The organism is Rhodococcus sp. SG20037 (genome assembly GCF_031763325.1).
Classification (GTDB): domain Bacteria; phylum Actinomycetota; class Actinomycetes; order Mycobacteriales; family Mycobacteriaceae; genus Rhodococcus_F; species Rhodococcus_F qingshengii.
Genome location: NZ_CP134497.1, coordinates 5,165,706 through 5,188,182, shown reverse-complemented (window position 1 = coordinate 5,188,182; position 22,477 = coordinate 5,165,706). Strand labels below are relative to the sequence as shown.

22 protein-coding genes and 1 pseudogene are annotated in these 22,477 nt (G+C 61.8%); 14 read left to right on the top strand and 9 right to left on the bottom strand.

All coding sequences use genetic code 11. The annotated features are described in order from the left end of the window. The first annotated feature begins 28 nt into the window (after positions 1-28). Together RHP72_RS23805 and RHP72_RS23800 are read left to right on the top strand one after the other, a co-directional pair. Complete coding sequence (locus RHP72_RS23805; protein WP_311093903.1) at positions 29-1,156, top strand: acyl-CoA dehydrogenase family protein; 1,128 nt, start codon at positions 29-31, stop codon at positions 1,154-1,156. After that, positions 1,153-2,217: an acyl-CoA dehydrogenase family protein gene (locus RHP72_RS23800; protein ID WP_311093902.1), complete on the top strand. Its 1,065-nt coding sequence runs from the start codon at positions 1,153-1,155 to the stop codon at positions 2,215-2,217. The genes RHP72_RS23805 and RHP72_RS23800 overlap by 4 nt, the downstream gene beginning before the upstream one ends. 19 nt (positions 2,218-2,236) lie before the next feature. Here the strand turns inward: RHP72_RS23800 and RHP72_RS23795 are convergent, their stop codons facing one another. Continuing rightward, positions 2,237-3,775: a long-chain fatty acid--CoA ligase gene (locus RHP72_RS23795; RefSeq protein ID WP_311093901.1), complete on the bottom strand. Its 1,539-nt coding sequence runs from the start codon at positions 3,773-3,775 to the stop codon at positions 2,237-2,239. 191 nt (positions 3,776-3,966) lie between these two features. Between RHP72_RS23795 and RHP72_RS23790 the strand changes: the two genes are divergently transcribed. Both RHP72_RS23790 and RHP72_RS23785 read left to right on the top strand, forming a co-directional pair. Next, positions 3,967-5,004, top strand: a complete 1,038-nt coding sequence (locus RHP72_RS23790; protein WP_064687676.1) for a phosphatidylinositol-specific phospholipase C domain-containing protein — start codon at positions 3,967-3,969, stop codon at positions 5,002-5,004. A gap of 75 nt (positions 5,005-5,079) precedes the next feature. Continuing rightward, positions 5,080-5,856, top strand: coding sequence for a trans-aconitate 2-methyltransferase (locus tag RHP72_RS23785; RefSeq protein WP_030535206.1), 777 nt, complete (start codon positions 5,080-5,082; stop codon positions 5,854-5,856). A gap of 27 nt (positions 5,857-5,883) precedes the next feature. Here the strand turns inward: RHP72_RS23785 and RHP72_RS23780 are convergent, their stop codons facing one another. The 5 genes from RHP72_RS23780 to RHP72_RS23760 form a co-directional block, all read right to left on the bottom strand. Beyond that, positions 5,884-6,879 (bottom strand): glycine betaine ABC transporter substrate-binding protein, encoded by a 996-nt coding sequence (locus RHP72_RS23780; protein ID WP_003939988.1) that lies wholly within the window; start codon positions 6,877-6,879, stop codon positions 5,884-5,886. Next, entirely contained in the window at positions 6,876-7,694 is an 819-nt protein-coding gene (locus RHP72_RS23775; protein ID WP_003939758.1) for an ABC transporter permease, read from the bottom strand. The genes RHP72_RS23780 and RHP72_RS23775 overlap by 4 nt, the downstream gene beginning before the upstream one ends. A gap of 2 nt (positions 7,695-7,696) precedes the next feature. Beyond that, positions 7,697-8,908 (bottom strand): ATP-binding cassette domain-containing protein, encoded by a 1,212-nt coding sequence (locus tag RHP72_RS23770; RefSeq protein WP_007731456.1) that lies wholly within the window; start codon positions 8,906-8,908, stop codon positions 7,697-7,699. Then, complete coding sequence (locus RHP72_RS23765) at positions 8,905-9,552, bottom strand: ABC transporter permease (RefSeq protein WP_019745160.1); 648 nt, start codon at positions 9,550-9,552, stop codon at positions 8,905-8,907. The genes RHP72_RS23770 and RHP72_RS23765 overlap by 4 nt, the downstream gene beginning before the upstream one ends. 300 nt (positions 9,553-9,852) lie before the next feature. Next, positions 9,853-10,473: a malonic semialdehyde reductase gene (locus RHP72_RS23760; protein WP_007731458.1), complete on the bottom strand. Its 621-nt coding sequence runs from the start codon at positions 10,471-10,473 to the stop codon at positions 9,853-9,855. Positions 10,474-10,582: 109 nt separating this feature from the next. Here RHP72_RS23760 and RHP72_RS23755 point away from each other — a divergent pair, with 109 nt between their 5' ends. The 7 genes and pseudogenes from RHP72_RS23755 to RHP72_RS23725 all read left to right on the top strand — a co-directional run bounded on the left by RHP72_RS23755 (position 10,583) and on the right by RHP72_RS23725 (position 16,030). Continuing rightward, positions 10,583-10,936: a helix-turn-helix domain-containing protein gene (locus RHP72_RS23755; RefSeq protein WP_007731459.1), complete on the top strand. Its 354-nt coding sequence runs from the start codon at positions 10,583-10,585 to the stop codon at positions 10,934-10,936. Between the two features lie 155 nt (positions 10,937-11,091). Further along, positions 11,092-11,244: a hypothetical protein gene (locus RHP72_RS23750; RefSeq protein WP_311093900.1), complete on the top strand. Its 153-nt coding sequence runs from the start codon at positions 11,092-11,094 to the stop codon at positions 11,242-11,244. An 87-nt stretch (positions 11,245-11,331) separates the two neighbouring features. Then, entirely contained in the window at positions 11,332-12,636 is a 1,305-nt protein-coding gene (locus RHP72_RS23745) for an IS256-like element ISRer3 family transposase (protein ID WP_042927240.1), read from the top strand. A 125-nt stretch (positions 12,637-12,761) separates the two neighbouring features. Then, positions 12,762-13,106: pseudogene (locus RHP72_RS23740) on the top strand (transposase); the annotation flags it as partial. A 175-nt stretch (positions 13,107-13,281) separates the two neighbouring features. Next, positions 13,282-14,244 (top strand): DUF389 domain-containing protein, encoded by a 963-nt coding sequence (locus tag RHP72_RS23735; protein WP_007731461.1) that lies wholly within the window; start codon positions 13,282-13,284, stop codon positions 14,242-14,244. Between the two features lie 543 nt (positions 14,245-14,787). Continuing rightward, the gene (locus tag RHP72_RS23730; RefSeq protein WP_020970664.1) at positions 14,788-15,636 is read left to right on the top strand and encodes an alpha/beta fold hydrolase; all 849 of its coding nucleotides are present in this window, start codon (positions 14,788-14,790) and stop codon (positions 15,634-15,636) included. Between the two features lie 190 nt (positions 15,637-15,826). After that, a complete protein-coding gene (locus RHP72_RS23725) occupies positions 15,827-16,030 on the top strand; it encodes a PspC domain-containing protein (RefSeq protein WP_003939828.1) in 204 nt (67 codons plus the stop codon). 9 nt (positions 16,031-16,039) lie between these two features. On the opposite strand, the gene RHP72_RS23720 is transcribed toward RHP72_RS23725, so the two are convergent. Further along, entirely contained in the window at positions 16,040-16,699 is a 660-nt protein-coding gene (locus RHP72_RS23720) for a TetR/AcrR family transcriptional regulator (protein WP_080712681.1), read from the bottom strand. 99 nt (positions 16,700-16,798) lie between these two features. Here RHP72_RS23720 and RHP72_RS23715 point away from each other — a divergent pair, with 99 nt between their 5' ends. Then, positions 16,799-18,295 (top strand): MFS transporter, encoded by a 1,497-nt coding sequence (locus tag RHP72_RS23715; protein WP_003940566.1) that lies wholly within the window; start codon positions 16,799-16,801, stop codon positions 18,293-18,295. Positions 18,296-18,344: 49 nt separating this feature from the next. On the opposite strand, the gene RHP72_RS23710 is transcribed toward RHP72_RS23715, so the two are convergent. Beyond that, entirely contained in the window at positions 18,345-19,052 is a 708-nt protein-coding gene (locus tag RHP72_RS23710; RefSeq protein WP_007731468.1) for a TetR/AcrR family transcriptional regulator, read from the bottom strand. A gap of 141 nt (positions 19,053-19,193) precedes the next feature. Here RHP72_RS23710 and RHP72_RS23705 point away from each other — a divergent pair, with 141 nt between their 5' ends. Together RHP72_RS23705 and RHP72_RS23700 are read left to right on the top strand one after the other, a co-directional pair. Continuing rightward, positions 19,194-19,631, top strand: a complete 438-nt coding sequence (locus RHP72_RS23705) for a GtrA family protein (protein ID WP_020908979.1) — start codon at positions 19,194-19,196, stop codon at positions 19,629-19,631. A gap of 50 nt (positions 19,632-19,681) precedes the next feature. Next, positions 19,682-20,452, top strand: a complete 771-nt coding sequence (locus RHP72_RS23700; protein WP_007731470.1) for an ABC transporter permease — start codon at positions 19,682-19,684, stop codon at positions 20,450-20,452. 523 nt (positions 20,453-20,975) lie between these two features. Here RHP72_RS23700 and RHP72_RS23695 read toward each other — a convergent pair. Beyond that, positions 20,976-22,457: an NAD(P)/FAD-dependent oxidoreductase gene (locus RHP72_RS23695; protein WP_311093899.1), complete on the bottom strand. Its 1,482-nt coding sequence runs from the start codon at positions 22,455-22,457 to the stop codon at positions 20,976-20,978. Between the last annotated feature and the right edge of the window lie 20 nt (positions 22,458-22,477).

The following is a 22,477-nucleotide window of genomic DNA, read 5'->3' as shown; positions in this document are numbered from 1 at the left end:
TCGACTCACGAAACTGATCGGAGACGTCATGCGTTTCGACGCAACAGAACTGACGATCGAGGAGCTTGCTCTTCAGGCTGAAGTGCGGGAGTACCTCGACAAGCGACTCACCCCCGGTACCTACTCGCTCGGACTCGGGATGGCCGGGGCGGTGGATCCGGTGTTCTCGCGAGATCTGGGTCGACGTGGGTGGCTCGGCATGTCGCTGCCGAAGGAATACGGCGGGGGCGGACGGTCAGCAGTGGATCGATTGGTCGTCGTCGAAGAACTTCTCGCGCGGGGAGCGCCGGTCGGCTATCACTGGATCGGAGACAGACAGTCGGGTCCGAGCATCGCCGCCAACGGCACGGAAGAACAGAAGCGGTACTTCCTTCCCTGTATCGCGAGCGGTGAGTTCTCGTTCTCGATCGGGATGAGTGAGCCCGACTCGGGTTCGGACCTGGCATCGGTGCGCACTCGCGCCGAACGTGTCGATGGTGGCTGGAAAGTCAACGGCACCAAGATCTGGACCACCGGCGCCTTCCACGCCACACACATACTCGCCCTGCTTCGAACCTCGGCAGACAAGCACAACGGACTCACTCAGCTGATCGTCGATCGCGACAGCGAGGGCCTGACCGTCTCACCCATTCCGTTCATCGACGGTAGTGAGGACTTCTGCGAGGTGTCGTTCCAGGATGTTTTCGTGCCGGATTCGCGTCGCCTCGGAGACGTCGGAGCGGGCTGGGGACAAAACACCGGTGAACTCGCACTCGAGCGAGGTGGCGTCGACCGTTGGATGTCGCTGATGCCGGTCCTCGAGAACTTCGCGGCCAACCAAGCAGCGCAAGGCGGTCCAGCTGCCCTCGCCGATCTGGGCTCGATTACCGCACGCTGCTGGGCTTTTCGCGGGATGTCGCTGTCCATCGCACGGATGGTCGACGCCGGTCGCTCGCCGGTCACGGAGGCCGCGCTGATCAAGGAGATGGCAACACGCTTCGAACAGGACTGTGTTGCGACCGTCGCGCGGCACCTCGGCCGGGCTCCGGACCTTGCATCCGACGATCCGTACGAGTCGCTGCTCGCCCGGGCCGTGCTGGTGGCGCCGTCGTGGTCGATTCGCGGCGGTACCAACGAAATTCTCCGCACCGTGATCATGAAAGGGTTGGACCGATGAATTCGGGGTCACAGATCAACGCGAACACATTCGACGCCGACCTCGAATCGATGGTCGAGCAATTTTTCGCCGAGAAGTCCGGCACCGAGGTGGTAGCGCAGGCGGAGATCGGCGGTCTGCCCGCCGGATTATGGAGCGCGGCAGTCGAACTAGGGTTACCTCTGGTCGGTCTTCCCGAATCGGTTGGTGGTTCCGGTGGCTCGCTCCTCGACGCCGTGACTGTCCAGCGCGCGGCGGCGAGGCACGCTGCGCCGCTGCCGCTCGCCGAGACGTACCTCGCGGGCAGGCTGGCAACAGCGGGCGGGTTACCCGTGCCCTCCGGAATCGCAACGGTCGCCCCGGGTTCGCCGCGCGACGATGTGCGCCGGACCGACGACGGTTTCCTGTCGGGAACCTTTCACGACGTGCCGTGGGGTAGTGCCGCATCAGTGCTGGCAGCAGTTCTCGGTGATCGCGTCGTACTCCTTGACATCTCCGACGCCGAGATCGGTGGCGGGACGGATCTTGCGGGGCAACCGCGTGAGAGCCTGACGTTCTCCGAAGCGCGGACCATTGACGGCGACAACCCGGTCGATGCCCGGATTCTCAGCAAGCTCGGCGCGTTCTTGCGCTCGGTGCAGATGTCGGGAGCGATGGAGTCGGCGTCGACGTTGACCCGGCGCTATGTGTCCGACCGGGTGCAATTCGGTAGGCCCGTCGCGCAGTTTCAAGCAGTCCAGCAGCATATCGTGACGCTTGCTCAGATGGCTTCGATGTCCACGCTGGCCGTCGATCGCACTGCACATGCACTCATCAGACGCGACGCCGACTTCGAAGTGAGCGCAACCAAATTGGTGGTTTCGCAGAATGCGCTCGTGAGCGTCCGCGCCGCCCACCAGGCACACGGTGCAATCGGCATGACCCGCGAATACCGATTGCAACAACTGACGCGTCGACTGCACGCCTGGCGATCGGAGTTCGGCGACGAAATCGCGAGTGCGACGCAACTAGGAGAGGCCGTAGCGGCGTCGCCGTCACTGCACCGCTTGATCACCGACCCAGAACCGACATTGAAGCTGTAATCCTGACCGTCGTAAAGGATTACGTTGCGTTGCAACGAAGATCGCGCTTCAGCACCTTGCCTGCTGCCGACAGCGGCAATGCATCGACGAATTGGAAGGTGCGCGGAGATTTGTATCCGGCTATCAGCCTTTTCACGTGAGCGCGCAGTTCGTCGGCGTCGGCGTCGAAACCATGCCGAAGGACGACCACGGCATGGACACGCTCGCCCCACTGGGCATCGGGCAGACCGATCACGGAACAGGCCGCGACGGATTCGTGTTGTGCCAGAGCGTTTTCGACCTCGGTGGAGTAGACGTTCTCGCCACCGGTGACGATCATGTCCTTGATGCGATCGACGATGAACAGGTAACCGCGGGCGTCGAGGTATCCGGCGTCGCCGGTATGCATCCACCCGTCGCGGAGCACTTCTGCGGTCTCCTTCGGTTTGTTCCAGTATCCGAGCATGACGTGGCTGCCGAACGTGACGATTTCGCCCACCTTGCCGGGTGGGAGTTCCGAGCCGGCCGGATCGACGATTTTCACCTCGCAATGAGGGAGCGCGCGACCAGCGCTGCGGAGGAGATCACCACCTTCGAGGTGATCGGCTGGACTCAGCATGCTGATGTGCGCGGTTTCAGTCATCCCGTAGCCCTGAGCGAAGGAACTGTTGGGGAACATTTGCATGACCTGCCCGAGAAGCGTCGGAGATATGGGCGAGGCGCCGTATCTCAGGATCCTGACGCTGGACAGATCGTAGGTGGTTGCGTCTTCGCCCGTTTCGTTTTTGTGGGCGACCAACATCTGGAGCATTGTCGGCACCAGACCCACGGTTGTCGGGCGATAGCGGTCCACGGCCTCGAGGAACGTCCGTGGGCTGAAGTTCGCTACGAAGACCTGGGTTCCACCCATCAGCGACTGAGCCAACCATCCGACGATCCCGGCAATGTGAAACAGAGGGTTCACCGCGAGGTTCGTTCCGTTGCTGATTGCCACGCCGCCTGCCGCGAGAGTGCCCAGCGCCGAGGTCATCAGCGCTTGATGGCTGATCATCACGCCCTTCGGCACTCCGGTGGTCCCGCCGGTGTAGAGGAGTAGTGCAAGCGTGTCGCCGCCGACGCGCAGATCGTCGACCGGAATCGCCTCCGCGATCACCTGTTCGTAGTCGAGCATTCCGTCCGGAACTCGGTCGTTGCCGCAGTAGACGACAGTGGTCAGGCCTGGACACGCCTCGCGAAGGGTAGATCCGACGGAAGCAAAATTCTCGTCCACGAGTAATACCGTCGACCCTGAATCTTCCAGGGCGTACCTGATTTCCGCCGTGCTCCAGCGAGAATTGACCGGACTGGCCACTGCTCCGAACCACCAGCAGGCCAGGAGCGCCTCGTGGTAGTAGTCGGAGTTCGATGCCAAGATCGCGACTCTGTCACCGGTGCGCAGGCCTAACGTCTGCAGCCCGCCCGCGAGCCTCTTGATCCGGTCGACCGATTCGCGAGACGTGCGCACTCGGCCGTCGGAGATCGTCATCACCGCTTCGGGCGACGCTCGTAGGGATCGGTGAACGAATTGAGTCAGCTGCATGCGATTCCTCCTGCGACTGTGCGGCGAGTGCTCTGACTCGGATCAGTTCCGGCACTGATGCTATTGGCCTGACAATTGCCCTCACCCACCGCCTGAAATCATGCCCCACTCCGGTGCAATCTAGGACGATCGTCCAGTTAACTCTGACGATTCCATCCTGCCGTGGGGTGATTTCTGCGAGAGTGTCGAACATGCGAGCAATCCTGGTAGCCGGTATGAGTGCGTTCGTGGCGGTCGTCTCGGCGCCCTCTGCCGGCGCCGAAACGACTACGAACCAAGTGCGCTCGTTTTCCGAGACCACGTCAGTCGGGGTCCACAATTCCTACGAGAAGGCGACGTTTCCGTACTTCGCCGACGCTTTGGATTCCGGGGCGTCGTTGCTCGAGCTGGACCTGTGGACCAACGGGGGCGGTCCGGACTGGCGTGTGTCGCACATGAATCCGGTGGCGAGCGAGAGCAACTGCGTCGGCGCTCAGGACGCATCCGGGTTGCGAAGCGGTCTACGAGATCAGGGATTCCGTGGATGCCTGGCAGATATGCGGGCGTGGCACGAGGCCAATCCCGAGCATCCGCCGGTGATGATCAAGTTGGAAATCAAGGACGGGTTCACTGCCGGGTACGGACGTGGGCCCGCGGATCTCGACGCCCTGATTCTCGGGACACTCGGAGACGCGGTTTTCACGCCGGCCGATTTGATGGGGGAGTCCTACTCCACCCCGGATGCCGCCGTCACCGAGCGTGGATGGCTGAGCAATTCCGAAATGACCGGGAAATTTCTGTTCGAGCTGATACCGGGAACGATCGAGGAGGGAAACCCTCTCGATACGGAGTGGACGGACCGGCAGTATGCGACGCACCTGCGAGATCTGTCCTCCGCCGGGCTCGTCGAACTCGGCGCCGCCTTTCCCGCTGTTCACCGTGCATCACCGGGAGACCCACGTCTCGACCGCTATACCGACCCGGGGATCCGTCCGTGGTTCGTGATTTTCGACGGCGACGCTCTCGACTACACCGCCGGAGTCGTGGATCCGAGTTGGTACCACGATCGCGGCTACCTGCTCGTCATGACCGACGCGCACAAGGTCGCTCCGCAGATCGACGGAACCCATGCCACCGAAACCGAGGCGAGCGAGCGTCTCGACCTGTTGGCCGGGCAGCACGCAAGTTACATCACCGCGGACTGGTCGAGGTTGCCGAACGTACTGTCCACCGTGGTGCCGCGTCGGTGATTTTCGAATGGCCGGATCGTGAAGAGCGAGATCTGACGGGCGGCAATTCTCAGGAACAGGGTGCAGGATGGGTTCATGCGCACTGTCACGTGGAATCCCGAAGTCTACGGCCGCTATTCGGGTGAGCGGTCACGCCCGTTCGTGGACCTGGTGTCACGGGTGGCCACCGAAGACCCGACGCGGGTAGCCGACCTCGGCTGCGGATCAGGCACCCTGACCGCGATGCTCGGGGAAAGATGGCCGGACGCCTCGGTATCCGGATTCGACTCGTCTCCCGAAATGGTCGCGCAGGCCCCTACAGACCTACCGGGAAACGTCACCGTCGAGTTAGGGGACATCATGTCCTTCGACGCCACCGGTTACGACGTGGTCGTCAGTAACGCTGCATTGCAGTGGGTTCCGAGCCATCGCGAGCTGATCGACCAGTGGGCGGACACCCTGGAATCCGGATCGTGGCTGGCGTGGCAGGTGCCGGGTAACTTCGATGCTCCGTCCCATGCGCTCATGCGAGATCTCGCGGAATCAGCGGAATGGAGTGAGCGACTGGGTGGCGTCCTACGCGGCCCGGAAGGCGTCGACAGTCCAGTTCAGTACGCGCAGCGTCTCCAGGAACACGGATTCGACGTCGACGCCTGGGAGACGACGTACGTACACGTGCTGGCAGGTGCCGACCCGGTGCTCGGATGGGTACGGGGGACGGGGTTACGGCCCGTGCTCGACGTTCTCGGCGAAGCTGACGCTCCGGAGTTCGAGCGTCAGTATTCCGATCTGCTGAGGGAGGCCTACCCCGCAACAGCCGCCGGAACGCTCTTTCCGTTCCGGCGGGTGTTCTGCGTCGGACGCAAGCGGTAACTACTCGGCTGGGTTGCGGTCAGCCGATCACTGCGCCGTGACAAAGCCTTCCGAGACCAGCCAGTCGCGGGCCACGTCCGCCGGCTCCTTGCCGTCGACGTCGACCTGCCGGTTGAGTTCGGTCATCACCTCGTTGGTCAGTCGCTCCGAGATCGGTGCCATGACTTCTGCTACCTGCGGATGTGCTTCCGCGAAGTCCTTTTTCATTACCAGTGCCGGATTGTATTTCGGGAAGAACTGGAGATCGTCGTCGAGCAGAACGAGATCGAGTGCGATGATGCGACCGTCGGTGGTGAACACCTCGCCGAACTTGCACTGATCGCCATCGGCTGTCGCCTGGTAGATGATGCCGGTCTGCAGGATCTGGCGTTGGGCACGAGAGGCGTCGAAACCGTATTTCGCTGCCAGGCCGGGATATCCGTCCTGGCGGACGTTGAACTCGGTCTCGACGCACGTCACCGCAGCTCCGGGATCGGATTCGACCAACTTCGCGTAGTCGGAAACGGTCTTGACACCGGTCTTCTCAGCGGTCTCCTTGCTCATCGCCAATGCATACGTATTGTTCATCGGCGCCGGATCGGTCCACACCATGTCGTTCGCAGCAAGGTCCGCATCGCGGACGGCCTCGAACTGCGCCTGCGAATCGGGAAGCGGTGTCTCGTTGCCGAGGTAGTTGATCCAGCCGGTTCCGGTGTATTCGTACGCAAGATCGATCTGGCCGTTCAACTGTGCGTCACGGGTGCTGTTCGAGCCCTGGATGTTCGTGAGGTCTCGAACATCCGCGCCCGCAGCGGCCATCGCGAATTCGATGACGTACCCGAGCACGATCTGCTCGGTGAAGTCCTTGGAGCCGACGGTCATCTTCACTCCCTCGAGCTCCGGAACCGGCTCGATGCTGCCGGGGCCGACGGCCAGGGGCAGTGCGCCACCGGACTCGAGACCACACGAAGCGACAAGTGTGAGGCCGATCGTGGCAACCGCGAGTTTCCAGCCCCACGTTCTGGTGATCGAAGTCTTGGTCATCGCAATCCCTTGGGCCCGAGATAAGTTTCGGCGAGCGCGCCGAGCCAGTCGATCAGCAAGGCCAACGACACCGCCAGTACGGCACCGACCACGAGGGTGACGTTGTCGCGGAGCTTGTATCCGGTGTCGATCAGAATGCCGAGTCCGCCGGCACTGACCAGGAAGCACAGCGTCGCAGTACCGACGGCCAGAACGAGCGAAGTACGCAGTCCTGCAAGGATGTACGGGACGGCCATCGGGAACTCGAGTTGACGTAGGACCGTGAGCGAAGACATTCCCTGCCCGCGCCCCGCATCGATCAAGGTCTTGTCCACTTGCTGGTAGCCGAGGATGGTGTTGCGCAGCACCGGAAGCAACGAATAGAACGCAATGGGAAACACGCCGATCCAGAAGCCGGTCGTTCTTGTCGCGAGATAGAACAGCACGAGCAGGCCGATGGCAGGCGCTGCGGCTCCGATGTTGGCTATTCCCACGAAGAACGGTGCCAGGCGGGTGAATTTCGGCCTGGTCAGCAGGGTTCCGAGTGGAACCGCGATGGCGACGACGATGATGACCACGGCGGCGGTGATCAGTACGTGCTGCCAGGTCAGAGTGACGATGTTGTCGAGGTTGATGCTCGCCTTCTGCGTCGCGTTGAGATCTCGGCTGAATGCCCAGATCAACACGCCCGCAACCAGGATCAGGACGATGACCGGCTGCACATACAGTCGCATCCGTTCCGCACGGCGCGTGGCGGCGTTCTCGGCCGCACCCAGATCGGGGGCGTCCGGTTCCATCTCAGGCGCGGAGACGCGCTCCTCTGTCGTGGCAGTCATGTTCAACCCTCGACGTTCTCGGTGTCTGGCTCTTCGTCGTGGTCGTGCGCATGCTCCTCGCGCATTTCGGAAAGATGGCTGACCAGTGTGTCGATGGTGATGAGACCGACGTACTCGCCACGCCGTCCGGTGACCACGGTGGACGCATTGCTCTCTGCGAGAAGAGCTTCCAAAGCATCCTGCAGGGTGGACTGGATGGACACGGCTTCGCCGATCTCGTTACCGACACCTCGAAGAGTCGACGCATGGGCGAGGTGGCCGGGCGAGACCCAGCGAAGCGGCCGTCCGCGCTGATCGAGAATCAGGGCCCACTTCCACTTACGCGCTGCGAGTGCGGTTCTCAAATCATCGACCGAATCGGTTTCGCGGGCGGTGAGGCACTGCTTGAGTTTGATCTGGCGCACGCGTGTCAGGGTCAGCTGCTTGAGCGAGGCGTCCGCCCCGACAAATCCGGCGACCATGTCGTTTGCGGGATTGGCGAGAATCGCTTCCGGAGTGTCGTACTGCATGATGCTGGACTGATTGCCCAGCACGGCAATACGGTCACCGAGTTTGACTGCCTCGTTGAAATCGTGCGTGACGAAGACGATGGTCTTACCCAACTCCGACTGCAGACGCATCAGTTCGTCCTGGAGCAGGCCGCGGGTGATCGGATCGACGGCACCGAAAGGTTCGTCCATCAACAGCACCGGAGGATCGGCAGCCAGCGCCCGCGCCACGCCCACACGCTGTTGCTGCCCGCCGGACAATTGGCGAGGGTAGCGGTCGCGATAGGTATCGGGATCGAGGCCTACGAGGTCGAGCATCTCGTCGGTGCGCGCTGCGATACGTTTCTTGTCCCAACCGATCAGACCCGGGACAGTCGCGACGTTCTTCGCAATCGTGAAGTGCGGGAACAAGCCTGCCTGCTGGATCGAGTACCCGATGCCACGGCGGAGCTTGTCCGGGTCGATCGACAGCGCGTCCTTGCCGTCGATGGTGATCTTGCCGGAGGTAGGTTCGATCAGGCGGTTGATCATGCGCATCGTCGTTGTTTTGCCGCAACCCGAAGGTCCGACGAAGACCACGATCTCACCAGCCGGAACAGTCAGCGAAACATTGTCCACCGCTGCAGCTTTCTGGCCCGGGTACCGCTTGGTGACGGACTCCAGGACGATCTCGACCCCGGATACCTTCTGATCTGTGGATACGTCAGACGGAATGGTTTCAGTCATTGCAGCCCCTTCGAAGTAGTGAGACGACCGATGACGACGTAGATTCCGTCGAGAATCAGAGCGAGAATGACGATCAGTACGGTGCCGACCAGCGCTTGCGGAACAGCATTCGGGCTACCGACACGCGAGAGTCCGGAGAAGATCAGGTTTCCCAGACCAGGACCTTTGGCGTACGCCGCGATGGCGAGGATGCCCATGAGCATCTGTGTACTGACCCGCATGCCGGTGAGGATCGACGGCCACGCGATCGGTAGCTCGATTCGACTCAGTACGTGCATGCGATTCATTCCGACACCGCGGGCTGCGTCCGTGATCGCCGGGTTGACTGCATCCAGACCGATGATCGTGTTCCGAATGATCGGGAGCAGGGCATACAAGATCAACGCGGTGATCGTGGGAGCGACGCCGAGACCGAGAATCGGAATGAGCAGTCCGAGGAGGGCGAATGAAGGAACCGTCAGGATCGTGCTGGCCAACGCCGTAGCGATGGAGGATCCCGCCGGGCTCCGGTAGACGAGAATGCCGATGATCACGGCGGCAATCGTCGCGATGATCACGGACTGGATAACTGCTGAAACATGTAGGTACGAGTCGGTCATCAATTGTTGTCGTCGTGCAACGACAAAATCCCATAGGGCGCCCATATTTCCGAACCCACTTTCTTCGGACTTCTGCTCGCTCGAACGTCTTCCCTCGACACCGACCGGCGCACAAGGGTTTTCCCCGCAGCCTCCGTAGGCCGAGGGGTTTCCCTCGACTGTCGTCCAAAAACTGAGATACTGCAACTAATTCCGATTGCAGCGTGTCGGATGTTGTTCTGGACGTGAGATTTTGCGAGACTCGGGTATGTACCCACTGCGTGCAGAGTTGAAACGCGCTGTAGATGGCAAAGCGGGAGAGTTCCGCAGAACTCTCCCGCATTGCTTGATTTGTCCGAATTGTCCTCAGGCCCAGCTGAGCGCATCCTCATCGGAGAGGCGCGGCAGACGATCGAACCAGGGGTTCTCACCGGGATGGCCGATGTTCACCACGAGGATCGTCTTGAAACGTCCGTCTGCGAAGAATTCGCCGTCGATGCCGTCGGCGTCGAACCCGGCCATCGGGCCGGCGACCAGACCCTGTGCGCGAATCGCGAGGATCACATAGCCGGCCTGAAGTGCGGCATTGAACCGACTCGTCGAACTGGCGGCAGCCTCGTCGGATTCGAAGTAGTCCTTCATCTCCGGGCGAATGGGGAACAGGTTGGGGATGTGCTTGTAGAACTCGGTGTCCACCGCCAGTACGGCAACTGCAGGAGCGGCCTCGGTCTTGGCTTTGTTGCCGTCTGCCATGTGCTCGACGAGGCGTGCTTTGCCCTCCTCGGTACGGACGAACAGCACACGTAGCGGATTGGTGTTGGCCGCGGTCGGTGCCCACTTCGCGAGCTCCCAGATCGCAGTCAGTTCGTCGTCGGTCACAGGTTCGTTCGAGAAGGAGTTGGCGGTGCGAGCCGCAGTGAAGAGGAGCTCGCGGCCGGCTTCGTCGAGTTGCTGGGCGGTGAATGGGGTGGCTGCGTCGAGAGACATCGGGGGTTTCCGTTCCGTGGTAGCTCGACCGAGCATCACCCGGTAAAGCTAGTTGCTAGTAAAAAAATAGTGCCTACGGATACGTTAGCACTGTGGCTAGGATGGTGGGGTGGCAAGCAAGAGCGAAGCGGGACACGAGCCCCGCGCATGTGACGGGGCTCTGGCCCGCGCGTTCGGCTTCCTGGGCAAACGGTGGAACGGCGTCATTCTCGGCACGCTGCTGAACGGGCCGGCGGGATTCTCCGAACTCAAGCGCGCGGTGGGCGGGATCAGTGATTCGGTGCTCTCGGAACGCCTGACGGAGTTGGCAGGGGCAGGCCTGGTGACGAGGAGCGTCGATGCAGGTCCGCCCATCGCCGTGGAGTACGAACTCACAGCGTCGGGGCAGGCGCTGCTCCCTGCTCTCAGTGAACTGACAACGTGGGCCGCCGAAAATCTGCCACCCGAGAGTTGCTCGAACTGAGCGCTAGCTCGAACGGCAGTTCAGCGACTGCGCGGATCCTGTTTCTGCCAGTTGATATTTCCTTACCGTTTTTCCCGGGCGATACTGGCCGAACATTTGTAGGTTCGGGGCTGCCTGGGGACGCCGGGTATGGCTCTTTTTGTGCTGCTGTTCGCATGGCTGAAGGAGAACGGCCGCCCGGTGTTCTCGACGACTCGACCTATCAATCGCCTGACGGACTTCGAAAATTCGGCCGGACGAAGTCGGAAGTGTGGTTCCGGAAGAGCAATGATCAGAACCTGTGGATGGTTCTCGGCGAGGCGGCGTGAGTGGGCGCACCTTCCCGGGAATGATCTGAAATTCCATCAGCTCTGATCAGGACCGGCGTTGGCGCGCTGGTTCGGGAAGGTACGCCCATGCTCACGGTAGTTCAGGATCAGCAATCCTCCAACGACGACAGCGGTGTTGGTCGGTCGTTGCTTGACGAGATCGTTCGCGACGGTGCCCGGCAGATGCTCGCGGCGGCGTTGGCCGCCGAAGTCGCCGCATACATCGAGCAGTTCGCCGAGCATCTCGATGAGCACGGCCGGCGGCTGGTGGTCCGCAACGGCTATCACCACGAGCGTGACGTGCTCACCGCGGCGGGGGCGGTGACGGTGACCGCACCGCGGGTCAACGACCGCCGTGTCGACGCCGAGACCGGTGAACGGCAACGGTTTTCCTCGGCGATCCTGCCGGCGTGGTCACGCAAGTCCCCGCAGATGACCGAGGTGTTGCCGCTGCTGTACCTGCACGGGCTGTCCAGCGGCGACTTCGGTGCGGCGTTGGAGCAGTTCCTCGGCACTGGTGCCGGGCTGTCGGCCTCGACGATCACCCGGCTGACCGCGCAATGGCAGGACGAGGCGAAGGCCTTCGCCGACCGGGATCTCTCGGGCACCGATTTCGTGTACCTATGGGTCGACGGCATCCATCTCAAGGTCCGCCTGGAGCAGGAGAAGCTGTGCTTGCTCGTGATGATCGGCGTCCGCGCCGACGGCCGCAAGGAGCTCGTCGCGCTCACCGATGGGTTCCGGGAGTCCACAGAGTCGTGGGCTGATCTGCTGCGCTCATGCCGACGCCGCGGGATGACCGCCCCGGTGCTGGCCGTCGGTGATGGGGCGCTGGGGTTCTGGAAGGCACTGCGGGAGGTGTTTCCGGATACCCGTGAACAGCGCTGCTGGTTTCACAAGCAGGCCAATGTGCTTGCTGCGCTGCCCAAGTCGGCTCATCCAGGTGCGACCGCGGCGATGCGGGAAATCTACAACGCCGAGGACATCGACAAGGCCCAGGTCGCGATCAAGGCCTTCGAGGTAGATTACGGCGCGAAGTACCCCAAGGCGGTCGCCAAGATCGTCGACGACGCCGACGTGCTCCTGGAGTTCTACCGGTACCCGGCCGAGCACTGGATCCACTTGCGCACTACGAATCCGATCGAATCGACGTTTGCGACCGTGCGGTTGCGAACCAAGGTCACCAAGGGCCCTGGGTCACGCGCAGCGGGGATTGCCATGGCCTACAAGCTGATCGACGCCGCACAAGCCCGCTGGCGGGCGGTCAACGCCCCCCATCTGGTCGCGCTGGTCCGTGCCGGCGCGGTGTTCCACAAAGGCAAGCTGCTCGAACGACCCATCGACATCTCACCCGCTGAGCCCGACGAATCAAGCGAAACGGAGGTCGCCTGAAACACCCTCATCCACAGGTCTTGACAATATCTCTTCCGGAACAAGAAGGCATACAACGCCTCTCGGATTGACGACGCCGCGGTCGAGGCCGCAAACGGGTAGTTGGTGCGGGTGGCTGGGCAGATGTCGCCGCCACGGGTGGTGACGTGTCTGCGTTCGGAAGCGCAGACAGATTGGCCGGCATCTCAGGGTCTAGCGCCTGTGCCGCGAGATTCGGGCCGAGTCAGTGGAAATCTGCGCCGGCCGCGCAGGTACGACCGCAGGCTGTTGCGGGCGTTCTATCTGTCCGCGCAGCACAGTATCCGGCACAACGCTCAGTCGTAGGCTTTTTGTACCCGCAAACGGGCCGAGGGGCAGTGTCATACGCAGGCGGTTCTTGCGTTGGGAGGCGGAGACTGAACGTGTGGTGGGCGCTCCTCCGCGATAACGCGATCTATCAACTTGGACCGACTACCGCCGCGGCTGCGTGAGCGCCCTAGCGACTAACGCAGTGCGGTAGATGTATGTGCGCCGGGGGAGTGTGGCTCGTAGCGCTGAGAATCCACGGTGCTGAGACATGTCCGAGCCCGCTATGGTTTCCGGTGATGGACCGGCCGTCGATGCTGCCTGCACCCGAGGCCACCGCCGGCTGAAGGAGACAGAACTGTGCTGCATCTGCGTGTCATCTCGCCGAGTGAGCGGACCGGAGATGTGCTGAACATGTTGGCCGCCGAACCTGGGGCTACTCATGTGACACTCGCACTCAGAGCCGCTGTCGATCCGCCGGGAGATGTGATCGAGGCCGATGTAGCCCGCGCATGCGCGAACGACGTGCTTGCCGCGTTGACTGCTCTGGACCTGGTGAGGGCTGGCGGTATTTCGTTCGAGCCGGCGGGAACCATGCTGTCCTTCTCCGCAGAACGGGCGGACACTGCGGCCCCGAGAAGACCCGACGAGACAGTGGTGTGGGAGCAGTTGCTCGGTCAGGTGCGCGAAGGTGCCCGACTGACTCCGGCGTTCCTGGCCTTCCTGGTGATCGCGTTTTTGCTCTCGGCAGTCGGTGTTGCCACGGCGTCGCCGCTGACCCTGGTCGGTGCAATGGTGGTGGGGCCGGAGTTCCGGCCGCTGGCAGCGCTTTCAGTGGGTCTGGTACGTCGAGACAAAGATCTCGTGCGAAATTCGATTCGTACCCTCGCGATCTCGTTTCCGGCCGCGATGGCCCTCACCGGCCTGGCTACCATGCTGTGGATTCGTCTGGGCTGGGTCGGAATCGGCGATGTCGAGAACGCCCGCGCATTCGACTTCATCTACGAGGTGGGGCCGTTCTCACTGGTGGTAGCACTGCTGGCGGGAGCGGCTGGCATGCTGGCAACGGTCACCTCTACCTCTACGGTCCTGGTGGGGGTGTTCATCTCGGTGACGACGGTGCCAGCTGCGGGATTGGCGGTCGTTGCGGTCTTCGCAGGTAAGTGGAATGTCGTGCTGAGTTCGCTGGCTCAGCTCGGTGTCAATCTGATCGGTATCGTGCTCGCTGGAGTAGTTGTGCTGCTGCTGTTCTCGTTGCCCCGATCCGGTCGCCAATGGAAATCAGTCACGCGCCGGGACGCCAGGCCTGGCACATCGCCGTAGGCGCCTGACCCACTGCCGGAACTGGACTTTCGAGGCTTCAGGCTGACAGCTGTCTTGCGGATCGGTGGGAATGTCTGCGCCGACAAACGTCGCGACAAACAGATCCGGCATGCGAACTGTCGGATCTGGGTACCGCTGTCTGTACCGATCATGGCTTCCAGGCTGGTTGCAGCGACTGGAAAAGGGGATCAATCGAGACGCAACCGATTGGCCGCGTGACTTCACTCAGACCCTTCGGACCTGCAGCGCCGACGGCTCTGCCGGAGGAAACGGCCTACCGCAGTGCTTGACAAGACTTGTCGAGATTCTCCTTGGTAGCGATGAAACATCTACGCAACGTAGATGCAACGTAACCAAAACTAGTGTTCTGGATCACACAGTGTTCGCGTGGTCGAGAGGCATTTGGTCACGAATCTGTGGGCAGAACGGGTCCTGGTTCGCTACCGGTGGTGGATGAGGACAAGGTTCCGCGGGTTGAGCACACAGCTCGCGGAACCGCCCAACCACACGCCCCGACGAGGGCACCGGCCGACAGGAGTTCAGGTGTCCGTAGTTGCGGAAGTCTCGGCGATCGATTTCGCGGAGACCGAATTCGATTGGGCACAGCGATCGACGCTGATTCGTGAAGTCGACCCACTCGTTCCGGGGCCACCATCCTTGGCGATGTGTCTGAGCGAACCGACGCGCGGACTGGTCGACATCGCTTCACTGCTTCTCGCGGCTCCTTGGTTGCTTCGATCGCCGCGTGGGGACGGGCATCCGGTCCTCGTTCTCCCCGGATTGCTGACTTCGGACGTTTCGACTCTCGCCTTGAGGACATACTTGAGCTTTCTCGGATACCGGGTTCACGGTTGGAATCTGGGTCTGAACACCGGTCCGACGGCGACGGTGGTCGACGGACTGCCTGCCGCATTGGCCGAGGTAGCAGATCGATACGAGCAGAAGGTGTCGGTGATCGGCTGGAGTCTGGGCGGTATCTACGCTCGAAAGCTGGCGAGGGACCTGCCGGATTCGGTGCGTCAGGTAGTGACACTGGGAAGTCCTTTCGGTCTCACCAGTCTGGAGCAGACGAGAGTCGGATCTCTCTACGCTCGTTTGTCCGGCAATCACGCGATACTGCCTCCGGTCGACGGCATCGAATCCGAACAGGGATCGCCTATTTCCGTTCCCGCCACGTCGGTCTACTCCAGGCACGACGGTATCGTTCCATGGCAAGCGTGCTGTGAAACCTCGGCAGGCCTGTCGGAAAGCATTGCGGTGCAAGGCAGTCACATGGGGTTGACCCACAACCCGTCGGCGTTGTGGACCGTTGCCGATCGTCTGGCGCAGGACGTCGACAACTGGCAACCTTTTGCGGCTCCGAAACGGCTTCGACGCATGTTTCCCTGCTGAGGTGCGAGGCTGAGGTCCGAGGCCGGGGTGTGGGGGAGAACCCTGAGTCCGACGCGGGGACGGACTCGTACCTGAGGACACACCGCGTCGGAAAAGATGGGTCCATGGCCTGATGCGCACAGGTGGATCGGCAGCGGATAGTGGAGGTCGACGCGGATGAACCGCGAGTTCCGTTGAAAGGAAACAACACATGACCTCCCCGATGAATACCCGCAAGCTCACCCGCGCCCGCTCGGGAGCAATGTTCGGTGGGGTGTGCGCCGGAATCGCTCGGTACTTCGGTTGGAAGTCGTCGACTGTCCGCTTGCTGTTCGTACTCTCGTGCCTGCTGCCCGGCCCGCAGTTTCTGATCTACATCGTGATGTGGATTTTCATTCCTCGTGAGCAGATCTGACCGAACCGCTCAACGGCGGCGGTCTTTCAGGCATTGCTTGGCCTCGTGCAATTCCTCCGAACTCAGTGGAGGAAGGGGCAGTGCGTCACGGTGCAAGCCCTCCGTGCGTAGGCCGTCGAGCATTACCGAGAGGTATCGACGCCACACGGTCGGGTTGACGGGCTGAGCAAATTCGGTGACTGCGCCCACCATGAAGATGAGGCCGAACAGGTCCGTCGGTACGGCGTCGGTGCGCAGCATCCCGGCCTCCTGGGCCCGGTAGAAGATCCTCTCGACCGACGGTTCGATGATGGATCGTTGGCATGCGACTTGCTCGCATCCCTCGTCGGTTCCGTTCAGGACGTCTTTGAGTCCGCGGTTGACCGACATACGGCTGCAGGCGAATTCGGCAAAGGTGACAAGTCCGTCCCACGGATCCGGATTGGCAAGTGACGCGTCCGCGGCCGCTGCCATGTCGGCGAAGTTCTGCTGGAAGACTCCGTCGATCAATTCTTCTTTGCTGGCGAACCGCCGATAGACCGTTCCGACGCCGACCCCCGCGCGCCGGGCGACGTCGTCGAGTGTGACGTCGATCCCTTCTTCGGCGAACAATTCACGTGCGGCGTCGATGATCAACTGCCGATTACGTGCAGCATCGGCGCGAAGGGGGCGCTCCATTGCGGTACTCATGTCCCCACTCTACCCGCCAAGTGGAGACAGCCTCTCCGTTTTGGTGTAGCGTTTTTGCTAACCGGAGAAGCCATCTCCGCATAGGTTGGGCGAGGGACTATGTCAGACATTGCTGAACGGACTGAATTCGAGCAGTCCTCAGCGCCTTCAGGGGACAACCACGCAAAGCGGTGGCTGGTTCTCGCGGTTCTGGGAATTGCGCAGCTGATGGTGGTCTTGGATGCCACCATCGTCAACATCGCGCTGCCTGCTGCGCAGCGCTCACTGGAGTTCGGTGATTCGGACCGCCAGTGGATCATCACGGCATACGCATTGGCGTTCGGCAGTTTGCTGCTACTCGGCGGTCGATTGAGCGACTTGTTCGGGCGCAGGCGAACTTTCATCGTCGGCCTGATCGGCTTCGCAGTCGCTTCCGCCATCGGTGGCGCAGCCGTCAACTTCGAAATGCTTGTTGCCGCTCGTGCCGGCCAAGGCGTATTCGGTGCGCTCCTTGCCCCGGCAGCCCTGTCGCTGCTGTCCGTGACATTCACGGATCCAGGTGAGCGTGCCAAGGCGTTCGGTATCTTCGGTGCCGTTGCCGGTGGTGGTGGCGCCATCGGACTGCTGCTCGGCGGCGCACTCACCGAGTGGGTCGACTGGCGCTGGTGCCTCTTCGTGAATCTCTTCTTCGCGGCGATCGCTCTGGTCGGAGCAGTCCTGTTGCTCGCGCCGCACACCAGTGACTCGCGACCCAAGCTCGACATCCCCGGAACGATCCTGGTGTCGATCAGCTTGTTCAGCATCGTCTTCGGATTCTCGAAGGCCGAGTCGGACGGGTGGAGTGCAACTCCCACTATCTCGTGGCTCGTTGCCGGCGTCGTGTTCATGGCGGCGTTCATCTACTGGCAGACCAAGTCCGAGCACCCACTTCTTCCGCTGCGGGTGGTCCTCGACCGAATCCGGGCGGGCTCGTACCTGGCGATCTTCCTTTCCGGCGCAGGCATGTTCGCAGTCTTCCTGTTCCTGACGTACTACATGCAGCTGATCCTCGGGTACAGCCCGATCATGACCGGCCTCGCATTCATGCCGATGGTGTTCGGAATCGTGACAGCGGCAACGCTTTCGACAGCGGTTTTGCTGCCGCGCGTCGGTCCGCGAGTGCTGATCGTGAGCGGAATGGTCATCGCGGCGATCGGAATGACTCTGCTGGCCCAGATCTCGGTGGACAGCACCTATGCAGTCCACATTCTGCCGGGGCTCGTCGTCACCGGACTCGGCATGGGCAGCATTTTCGCCCCGTCGATGCAGGGAGCAACTTCAGGCGTGCATCACGAAGATGCCGGCGTCGCATCTGCCACGGTCAACACGATGCAGCAGGTGGGCGGCTCGATCGGAACTGCACTGCTCAGCACGATTGCCGCCTCGGCTTCCACCAACTACCTGGTGGGCCGCGAGATGAATCCGCTGACTCAGGCGCAGGCCGCCGTCGAGAGTTACACCACGACGTTCTATTGGGCCGCAGGCATATTCGCGGTCGGTGCGGTCTTGACCGGACTGGTTCTTCGGAGTGGACTGCTTCCGGATTCGCCGGAAGGTGAACCGGTAATCGCCCACTGACAGCAAATTTCGGGGTCGACGCCGCAATGGCGTCGACCCCGAAATCGACTCAGCAGTTCTTCCCGGGCGTTGCCTGAAACCGATGAAGGACGTGATCGAGTTGCTCGGAGGACAGCGCCGGCACGGGCAGTTCCCGATGGTCGGTGCGGGACGCGCAGAGTCCGTCGATCATGAACCCGAGTGCGCGGCGGTAAGCCTGAGGGGCCTCGTCGCCACCGAACTTCTGGGCCATCTTGACGACCTGCATGAGAAGCGGAATGTCGTTGACTTCGAAGTCGCTGCGCAGGGTGCCCTGTTCCTTGGCTCGATTGACAAGTACCGCAGTGTGTCGAGCGATCCCGGCGCGCGCGCGAGCGAAGGTGTCGGACGTGAAGCGTCCGTCCATCAGGAGATCGCCGAATCCGCGGTTGTCTGCCATGCGCAGAGAGATCACGTCGAGAAAGTAGACAAGACCTTCCCAGGCGTCGGGCATCTCTCGGGCGGTGGCGGCGATCGTTTCGATCTCGGAACACCGCGTGTCGAACAGTGCCTGGATCAGTTCGTCCTTGCTGGCGAACCGGCGATAGACGGTGCCGACGCCGACGCCGGCGTGCTTCGCGACGTCCGCCAGCGTGGCGTCGAGTCCTTGGGCAGCGAACACCTCGCGAGCGGAGTTGAGGATGCGCTCGAGGTTGGCCTTGGCGTCGGACCGAAGGCGCGGCTGTGAGCAGTCGGCCGAGGTCCCCGCATGAGAAGCGTCGGGGTGTGTTGTCGGCATCCTCACAGTCTACGGCACTAAGCGGAATGATCGATTCCGTTAGTGCTATATTACTAAGCGGAACGTGTGGTTCCGATTGTCCGTATGAGAGAAGCCGATATGAGCACGTCTGACATCTGGGTCGGGAGCAATCCGATCTCGATGGTGGGTACGCGGAGTGCAGGTTTCGCGGCAACGAGGCTTCGCGCCCTTGCCGGCGACGGCGCCTTTGCTCAGCTCGTTCGTTTTGCCCTCGTCGGCGGAGCCAGCAACATCTTGTACTTTGCCGCTTTTCTGGCGCTGCGCGGTGACGGAGCGCTGGTCGCCAACGCAGTTGGTGCGGTCTTGAGCACCATTCTGGCCAACGAACTGCATCGCCGGCTCACCTTCCACGCCGCGGATCGCGTCAACTGGTTCACCGCGCAGTGGGAAGGCGGTGGACTCGCACTGGTCGGGTTGATCGCCAGTTCTGCCGCCATCAGTGCGCTCGGCTTCCTTCTCCCAGGCGCCGACGGGCTTCTTCAAGCCGGGCTTGTGATCGCCGTGAGCGGAATTGTCGGTGGCCTGCGATTCGTCGCCCTTCGCGGTTGGGTGTTCTGAGCGGTTCTCGAATTCGGATCGGACTCGGCTCGTAGGGAACACTGAGACCCATGAGCCTTTCGATAGCCGACTCCGGCATCCGTCTGGCTGTGCTCTGCATCGTCATGGCACTTGTCGCCACGCTCGTCTACCGATTCACCTATCTCGGTAGCGTTCGGGTGGTCCCCGGTGCCCTCGCTCGTGGCGCTCTTCAGCTGGCTGCGATTTCGTTGATCCTTGCCGCCGCCTTGGCCCACATCTGGTCGGCGCTCCTCGTGCTCGCCGGCATGTTCGTTGCGGCGTCTTTCACCGCGGCACGACGCTCGAACGCGGGGACGTCCGGAGTTTGGCTGACCATCGCGTTGGCGTCGGGAATCGGTGTGGTTCTGCCACTGATGCTGCTGTCCGGAGTGGTTCCGCTGCAAGGCGTCGCTCTGGTGCCGATCGGCGGCATTGTTCTGGGTGGCGCGATGACTGCAACATCGATGGCAGCCAAACGCGGACTCGACGCCGTCGACGACCGGTACGGGGAAGTGGAAGCAGCACTGAGCCTTGGATTTTCCCAACGCGATGCGCGGTGGGAGGTAGCCCGCACCGCTGCCTCCGATGCTCTGCTGCCTGGAGTCGACCAGACGCGCACCGTCGGCCTCGTGACATTGCCCGGAGCCTTTGTCGGTGTGTTGCTCGCGACGGGATCGGCCGTTCAGGCCGGTGCTGTGCAAATTCTTGTATTGGCAGGGTTGTTGTTGGCACAAACCTGCTCGGTGGCCGTGGCGTTGGAACTCGTCGCCCGCGGTTTCGTCTTTCGAGGTCAAGCTGTCAGGCCTGCGCGAGTTCGTTGATCTTGTCGCTGCGAAGGACGCGGCCGGGAAGATCGGGGGTGTTTGCCGCGAGGGTGATCATTGCCCTGCCGATGTTTTCACTGGTGGTCACGCTGCTGGGCCACACCCTGCGTAAGAGTGGGTGGAGAGGCACGGAGATTTGATACGACCGTGTCGATTCGTGAATCGTCCATGTATTCGACCAGCACTCTGTTGCCGACCATCACAACGGAACGGACTGGAGATCATCCGGCCGGAATGGCCAACTGAACGCTTGACCTGCAATTATGAGTCCATTTTGATCCGACTCGCGACTAAAGTCCCTACAAACCGGCTGGACGGTTGGCTGAAAATAGTTTTATGGACGAAGGAGTTGATGAAATACACGTTCTCGGATCGGAGTCCGCCGGTCGAATGGTAGAGGCGTCGGCGATCATCGTTCTCGGTGCGCTCTGTGCAGTAGTCGCAGGTTCGGGTGTGTTCTTTGTCGTCGGATCGATTGGTGGCTTCGCCCGATTGCTCTACCTGGTTGTTCGTGGTCCGCTCAACTCTTGCTCGGTACCGGTGTCGAATGTCGAGCTGGCGCCTTCGAGAACGTCATGTGGTCGTTGATGCTCCCGAACGTCGAGTGAAGACGATCAAGGATGTAGTTCTGACGCATGTTCCACGGTGACTTCGATCCCTGCTTCGGGAACTGTTCCACAGCACGCATGACGTACCCCGACGCCAGGTCCAGGATCGGCCGCTGGTCCATCTCTTCGCTCGCGTGCGGCACGCACTTCGAATAGCCGCGCTTGTCCATCTCCGTCAGCAGTCGGCAGACGTACATCGACGTGAGATCTGCTCGCAGAGTCCACGAGGCGTTGGTGTAGCCGACGCACATCGCGAAGTTCGGTACGTCGCTGATCATCATGCCCTTGTAGACGTAACGATCACCGAGGGTGACGGGTTCGCCGTCCACTTCGATCGACATCCCGCCGCACGCTTCCATCTTCAATCCTGTTGCAGTGACGATGATGTCAGCTTCGAGTTCGCGACCTGACGCGAGACGAATTCCAGTCTCGGTGAAAGTGTCGATGCGATCGGTCTCGATCGAGGCCTTGCCCGATCGGAGGGCTTTGAACAAATCGCCGTCCGGTACGACGCACAAGCGTTGATCCCAGGGATCGTAGGTGGGTGTGAAGTGAGGATCGAGTGGGATCTCTTCCGGGAGTTGGCGACTGATCGCGAGGTTCAGCAACCGCTTTGCACGCGCAGGACTGCGCCGGCACAGTTGGTAGAAACTCAGGTTCACTACGATGCTCTTCCATCGAGCGATGCTGTGCGCGAGTTGATTCGGCAATACTGCGCGGATGGTGTCCGATACCTTGTCGCTGGACGGCAGAGCCAGAATGTATGTCGGTGATCGCTGGAGCATCGTGACGTGGCTTGCGTCCCGTGACATCGTGGGGACCAATGTGACTGCGGTGGCGCCGCTTCCGATCACAACGACCTTCTTGTCGGAGTAATCGAGTTCTTCGGGCCAGAACTGCGGGTGCACAACCTCGCCGGCAAACGATTCACGTCCGGGGAAGTCGGGGGTGTATCCGCCCTCGTAGCTGTAGTAACCGCTGCAGAGATAGAGGAAATTGCAGGTCAATGTTTCGTCTTCGTCGCCGGTCGTGACCGTGACTGACCACGTCGAGTCCGCCGACGACCATGATGCGGCCGTCACCTTCCGGTTGTACCGAATCTTCTTGTCGATCCCGTTCTCTCGCGCGGTGTCGCGCACGTACCGGAGGATCGAATCACCGTCGGCGATTGCTTTGGCATCTGTCCACGGCCGAAACGGGTAGCCGAGCGTGAACATGTCGGAATCCGACCGGATGCCAGGGTATTTGAAGAGGTCCCAGGTTCCGCCACTGTTCGCGCGGGCCTCGAGGATTGCGTACGACTTGCCGGGAAGCTCGGTCTGGAGTCGATACGCAGCACCGATGCCGGACAAGCCGGCGCCGACGATCAGGACATCGAGGTGTTCGGTGCTCATCAGTTCGGACTCCGTATCGA

What these genes read in the sequence shown, in the direction of transcription:
- RHP72_RS23805 (WP_311093903.1), top strand. Translation starts at nt 29, where the DNA reads ATGCGTTTCGACGCAACAGAACTGACGATCGAGGAGCTTGCTCTTCAG.
- RHP72_RS23800 (WP_311093902.1), top strand. Translation starts at nt 1,153, where the DNA reads ATGAATTCGGGGTCACAGATCAACGCGAACACATTCGACGCCGACCTC.
- RHP72_RS23795 (WP_311093901.1), bottom strand. Translation starts at nt 3,775, where the DNA reads ATGCAGCTGACTCAATTCGTTCACCGATCCCTACGAGCGTCGCCCGAA.
- RHP72_RS23790 (WP_064687676.1), top strand. Translation starts at nt 3,967, where the DNA reads ATGCGAGCAATCCTGGTAGCCGGTATGAGTGCGTTCGTGGCGGTCGTC.
- RHP72_RS23785 (WP_030535206.1), top strand. Translation starts at nt 5,080, where the DNA reads ATGCGCACTGTCACGTGGAATCCCGAAGTCTACGGCCGCTATTCGGGT.
- RHP72_RS23780 (WP_003939988.1), bottom strand. Translation starts at nt 6,879, where the DNA reads ATGACCAAGACTTCGATCACCAGAACGTGGGGCTGGAAACTCGCGGTT.
- RHP72_RS23775 (WP_003939758.1), bottom strand. Translation starts at nt 7,694, where the DNA reads ATGACTGCCACGACAGAGGAGCGCGTCTCCGCGCCTGAGATGGAACCG.
- RHP72_RS23770 (WP_007731456.1), bottom strand. Translation starts at nt 8,908, where the DNA reads ATGACTGAAACCATTCCGTCTGACGTATCCACAGATCAGAAGGTATCC.
- RHP72_RS23765 (WP_019745160.1), bottom strand. Translation starts at nt 9,552, where the DNA reads ATGGGCGCCCTATGGGATTTTGTCGTTGCACGACGACAACAATTGATG.
- RHP72_RS23760 (WP_007731458.1), bottom strand. Translation starts at nt 10,473, where the DNA reads ATGTCTCTCGACGCAGCCACCCCATTCACCGCCCAGCAACTCGACGAA.
- RHP72_RS23750 (WP_311093900.1), top strand. Translation starts at nt 11,092, where the DNA reads ATGGCTGAAGGAGAACGGCCGCCCGGTGTTCTCGACGACTCGACCTAT.
- RHP72_RS23745 (WP_042927240.1), top strand. Translation starts at nt 11,332, where the DNA reads ATGCTCACGGTAGTTCAGGATCAGCAATCCTCCAACGACGACAGCGGT.
- RHP72_RS23725 (WP_003939828.1), top strand. Translation starts at nt 15,827, where the DNA reads ATGACCTCCCCGATGAATACCCGCAAGCTCACCCGCGCCCGCTCGGGA.
- RHP72_RS23720 (WP_080712681.1), bottom strand. Translation starts at nt 16,699, where the DNA reads ATGAGTACCGCAATGGAGCGCCCCCTTCGCGCCGATGCTGCACGTAAT.
- RHP72_RS23715 (WP_003940566.1), top strand. Translation starts at nt 16,799, where the DNA reads ATGTCAGACATTGCTGAACGGACTGAATTCGAGCAGTCCTCAGCGCCT.
- RHP72_RS23710 (WP_007731468.1), bottom strand. Translation starts at nt 19,052, where the DNA reads ATGCCGACAACACACCCCGACGCTTCTCATGCGGGGACCTCGGCCGAC.
- RHP72_RS23705 (WP_020908979.1), top strand. Translation starts at nt 19,194, where the DNA reads ATGGTGGGTACGCGGAGTGCAGGTTTCGCGGCAACGAGGCTTCGCGCC.
- RHP72_RS23700 (WP_007731470.1), top strand. Translation starts at nt 19,682, where the DNA reads ATGAGCCTTTCGATAGCCGACTCCGGCATCCGTCTGGCTGTGCTCTGC.
- RHP72_RS23695 (WP_311093899.1), bottom strand. Translation starts at nt 22,457, where the DNA reads ATGAGCACCGAACACCTCGATGTCCTGATCGTCGGCGCCGGCTTGTCC.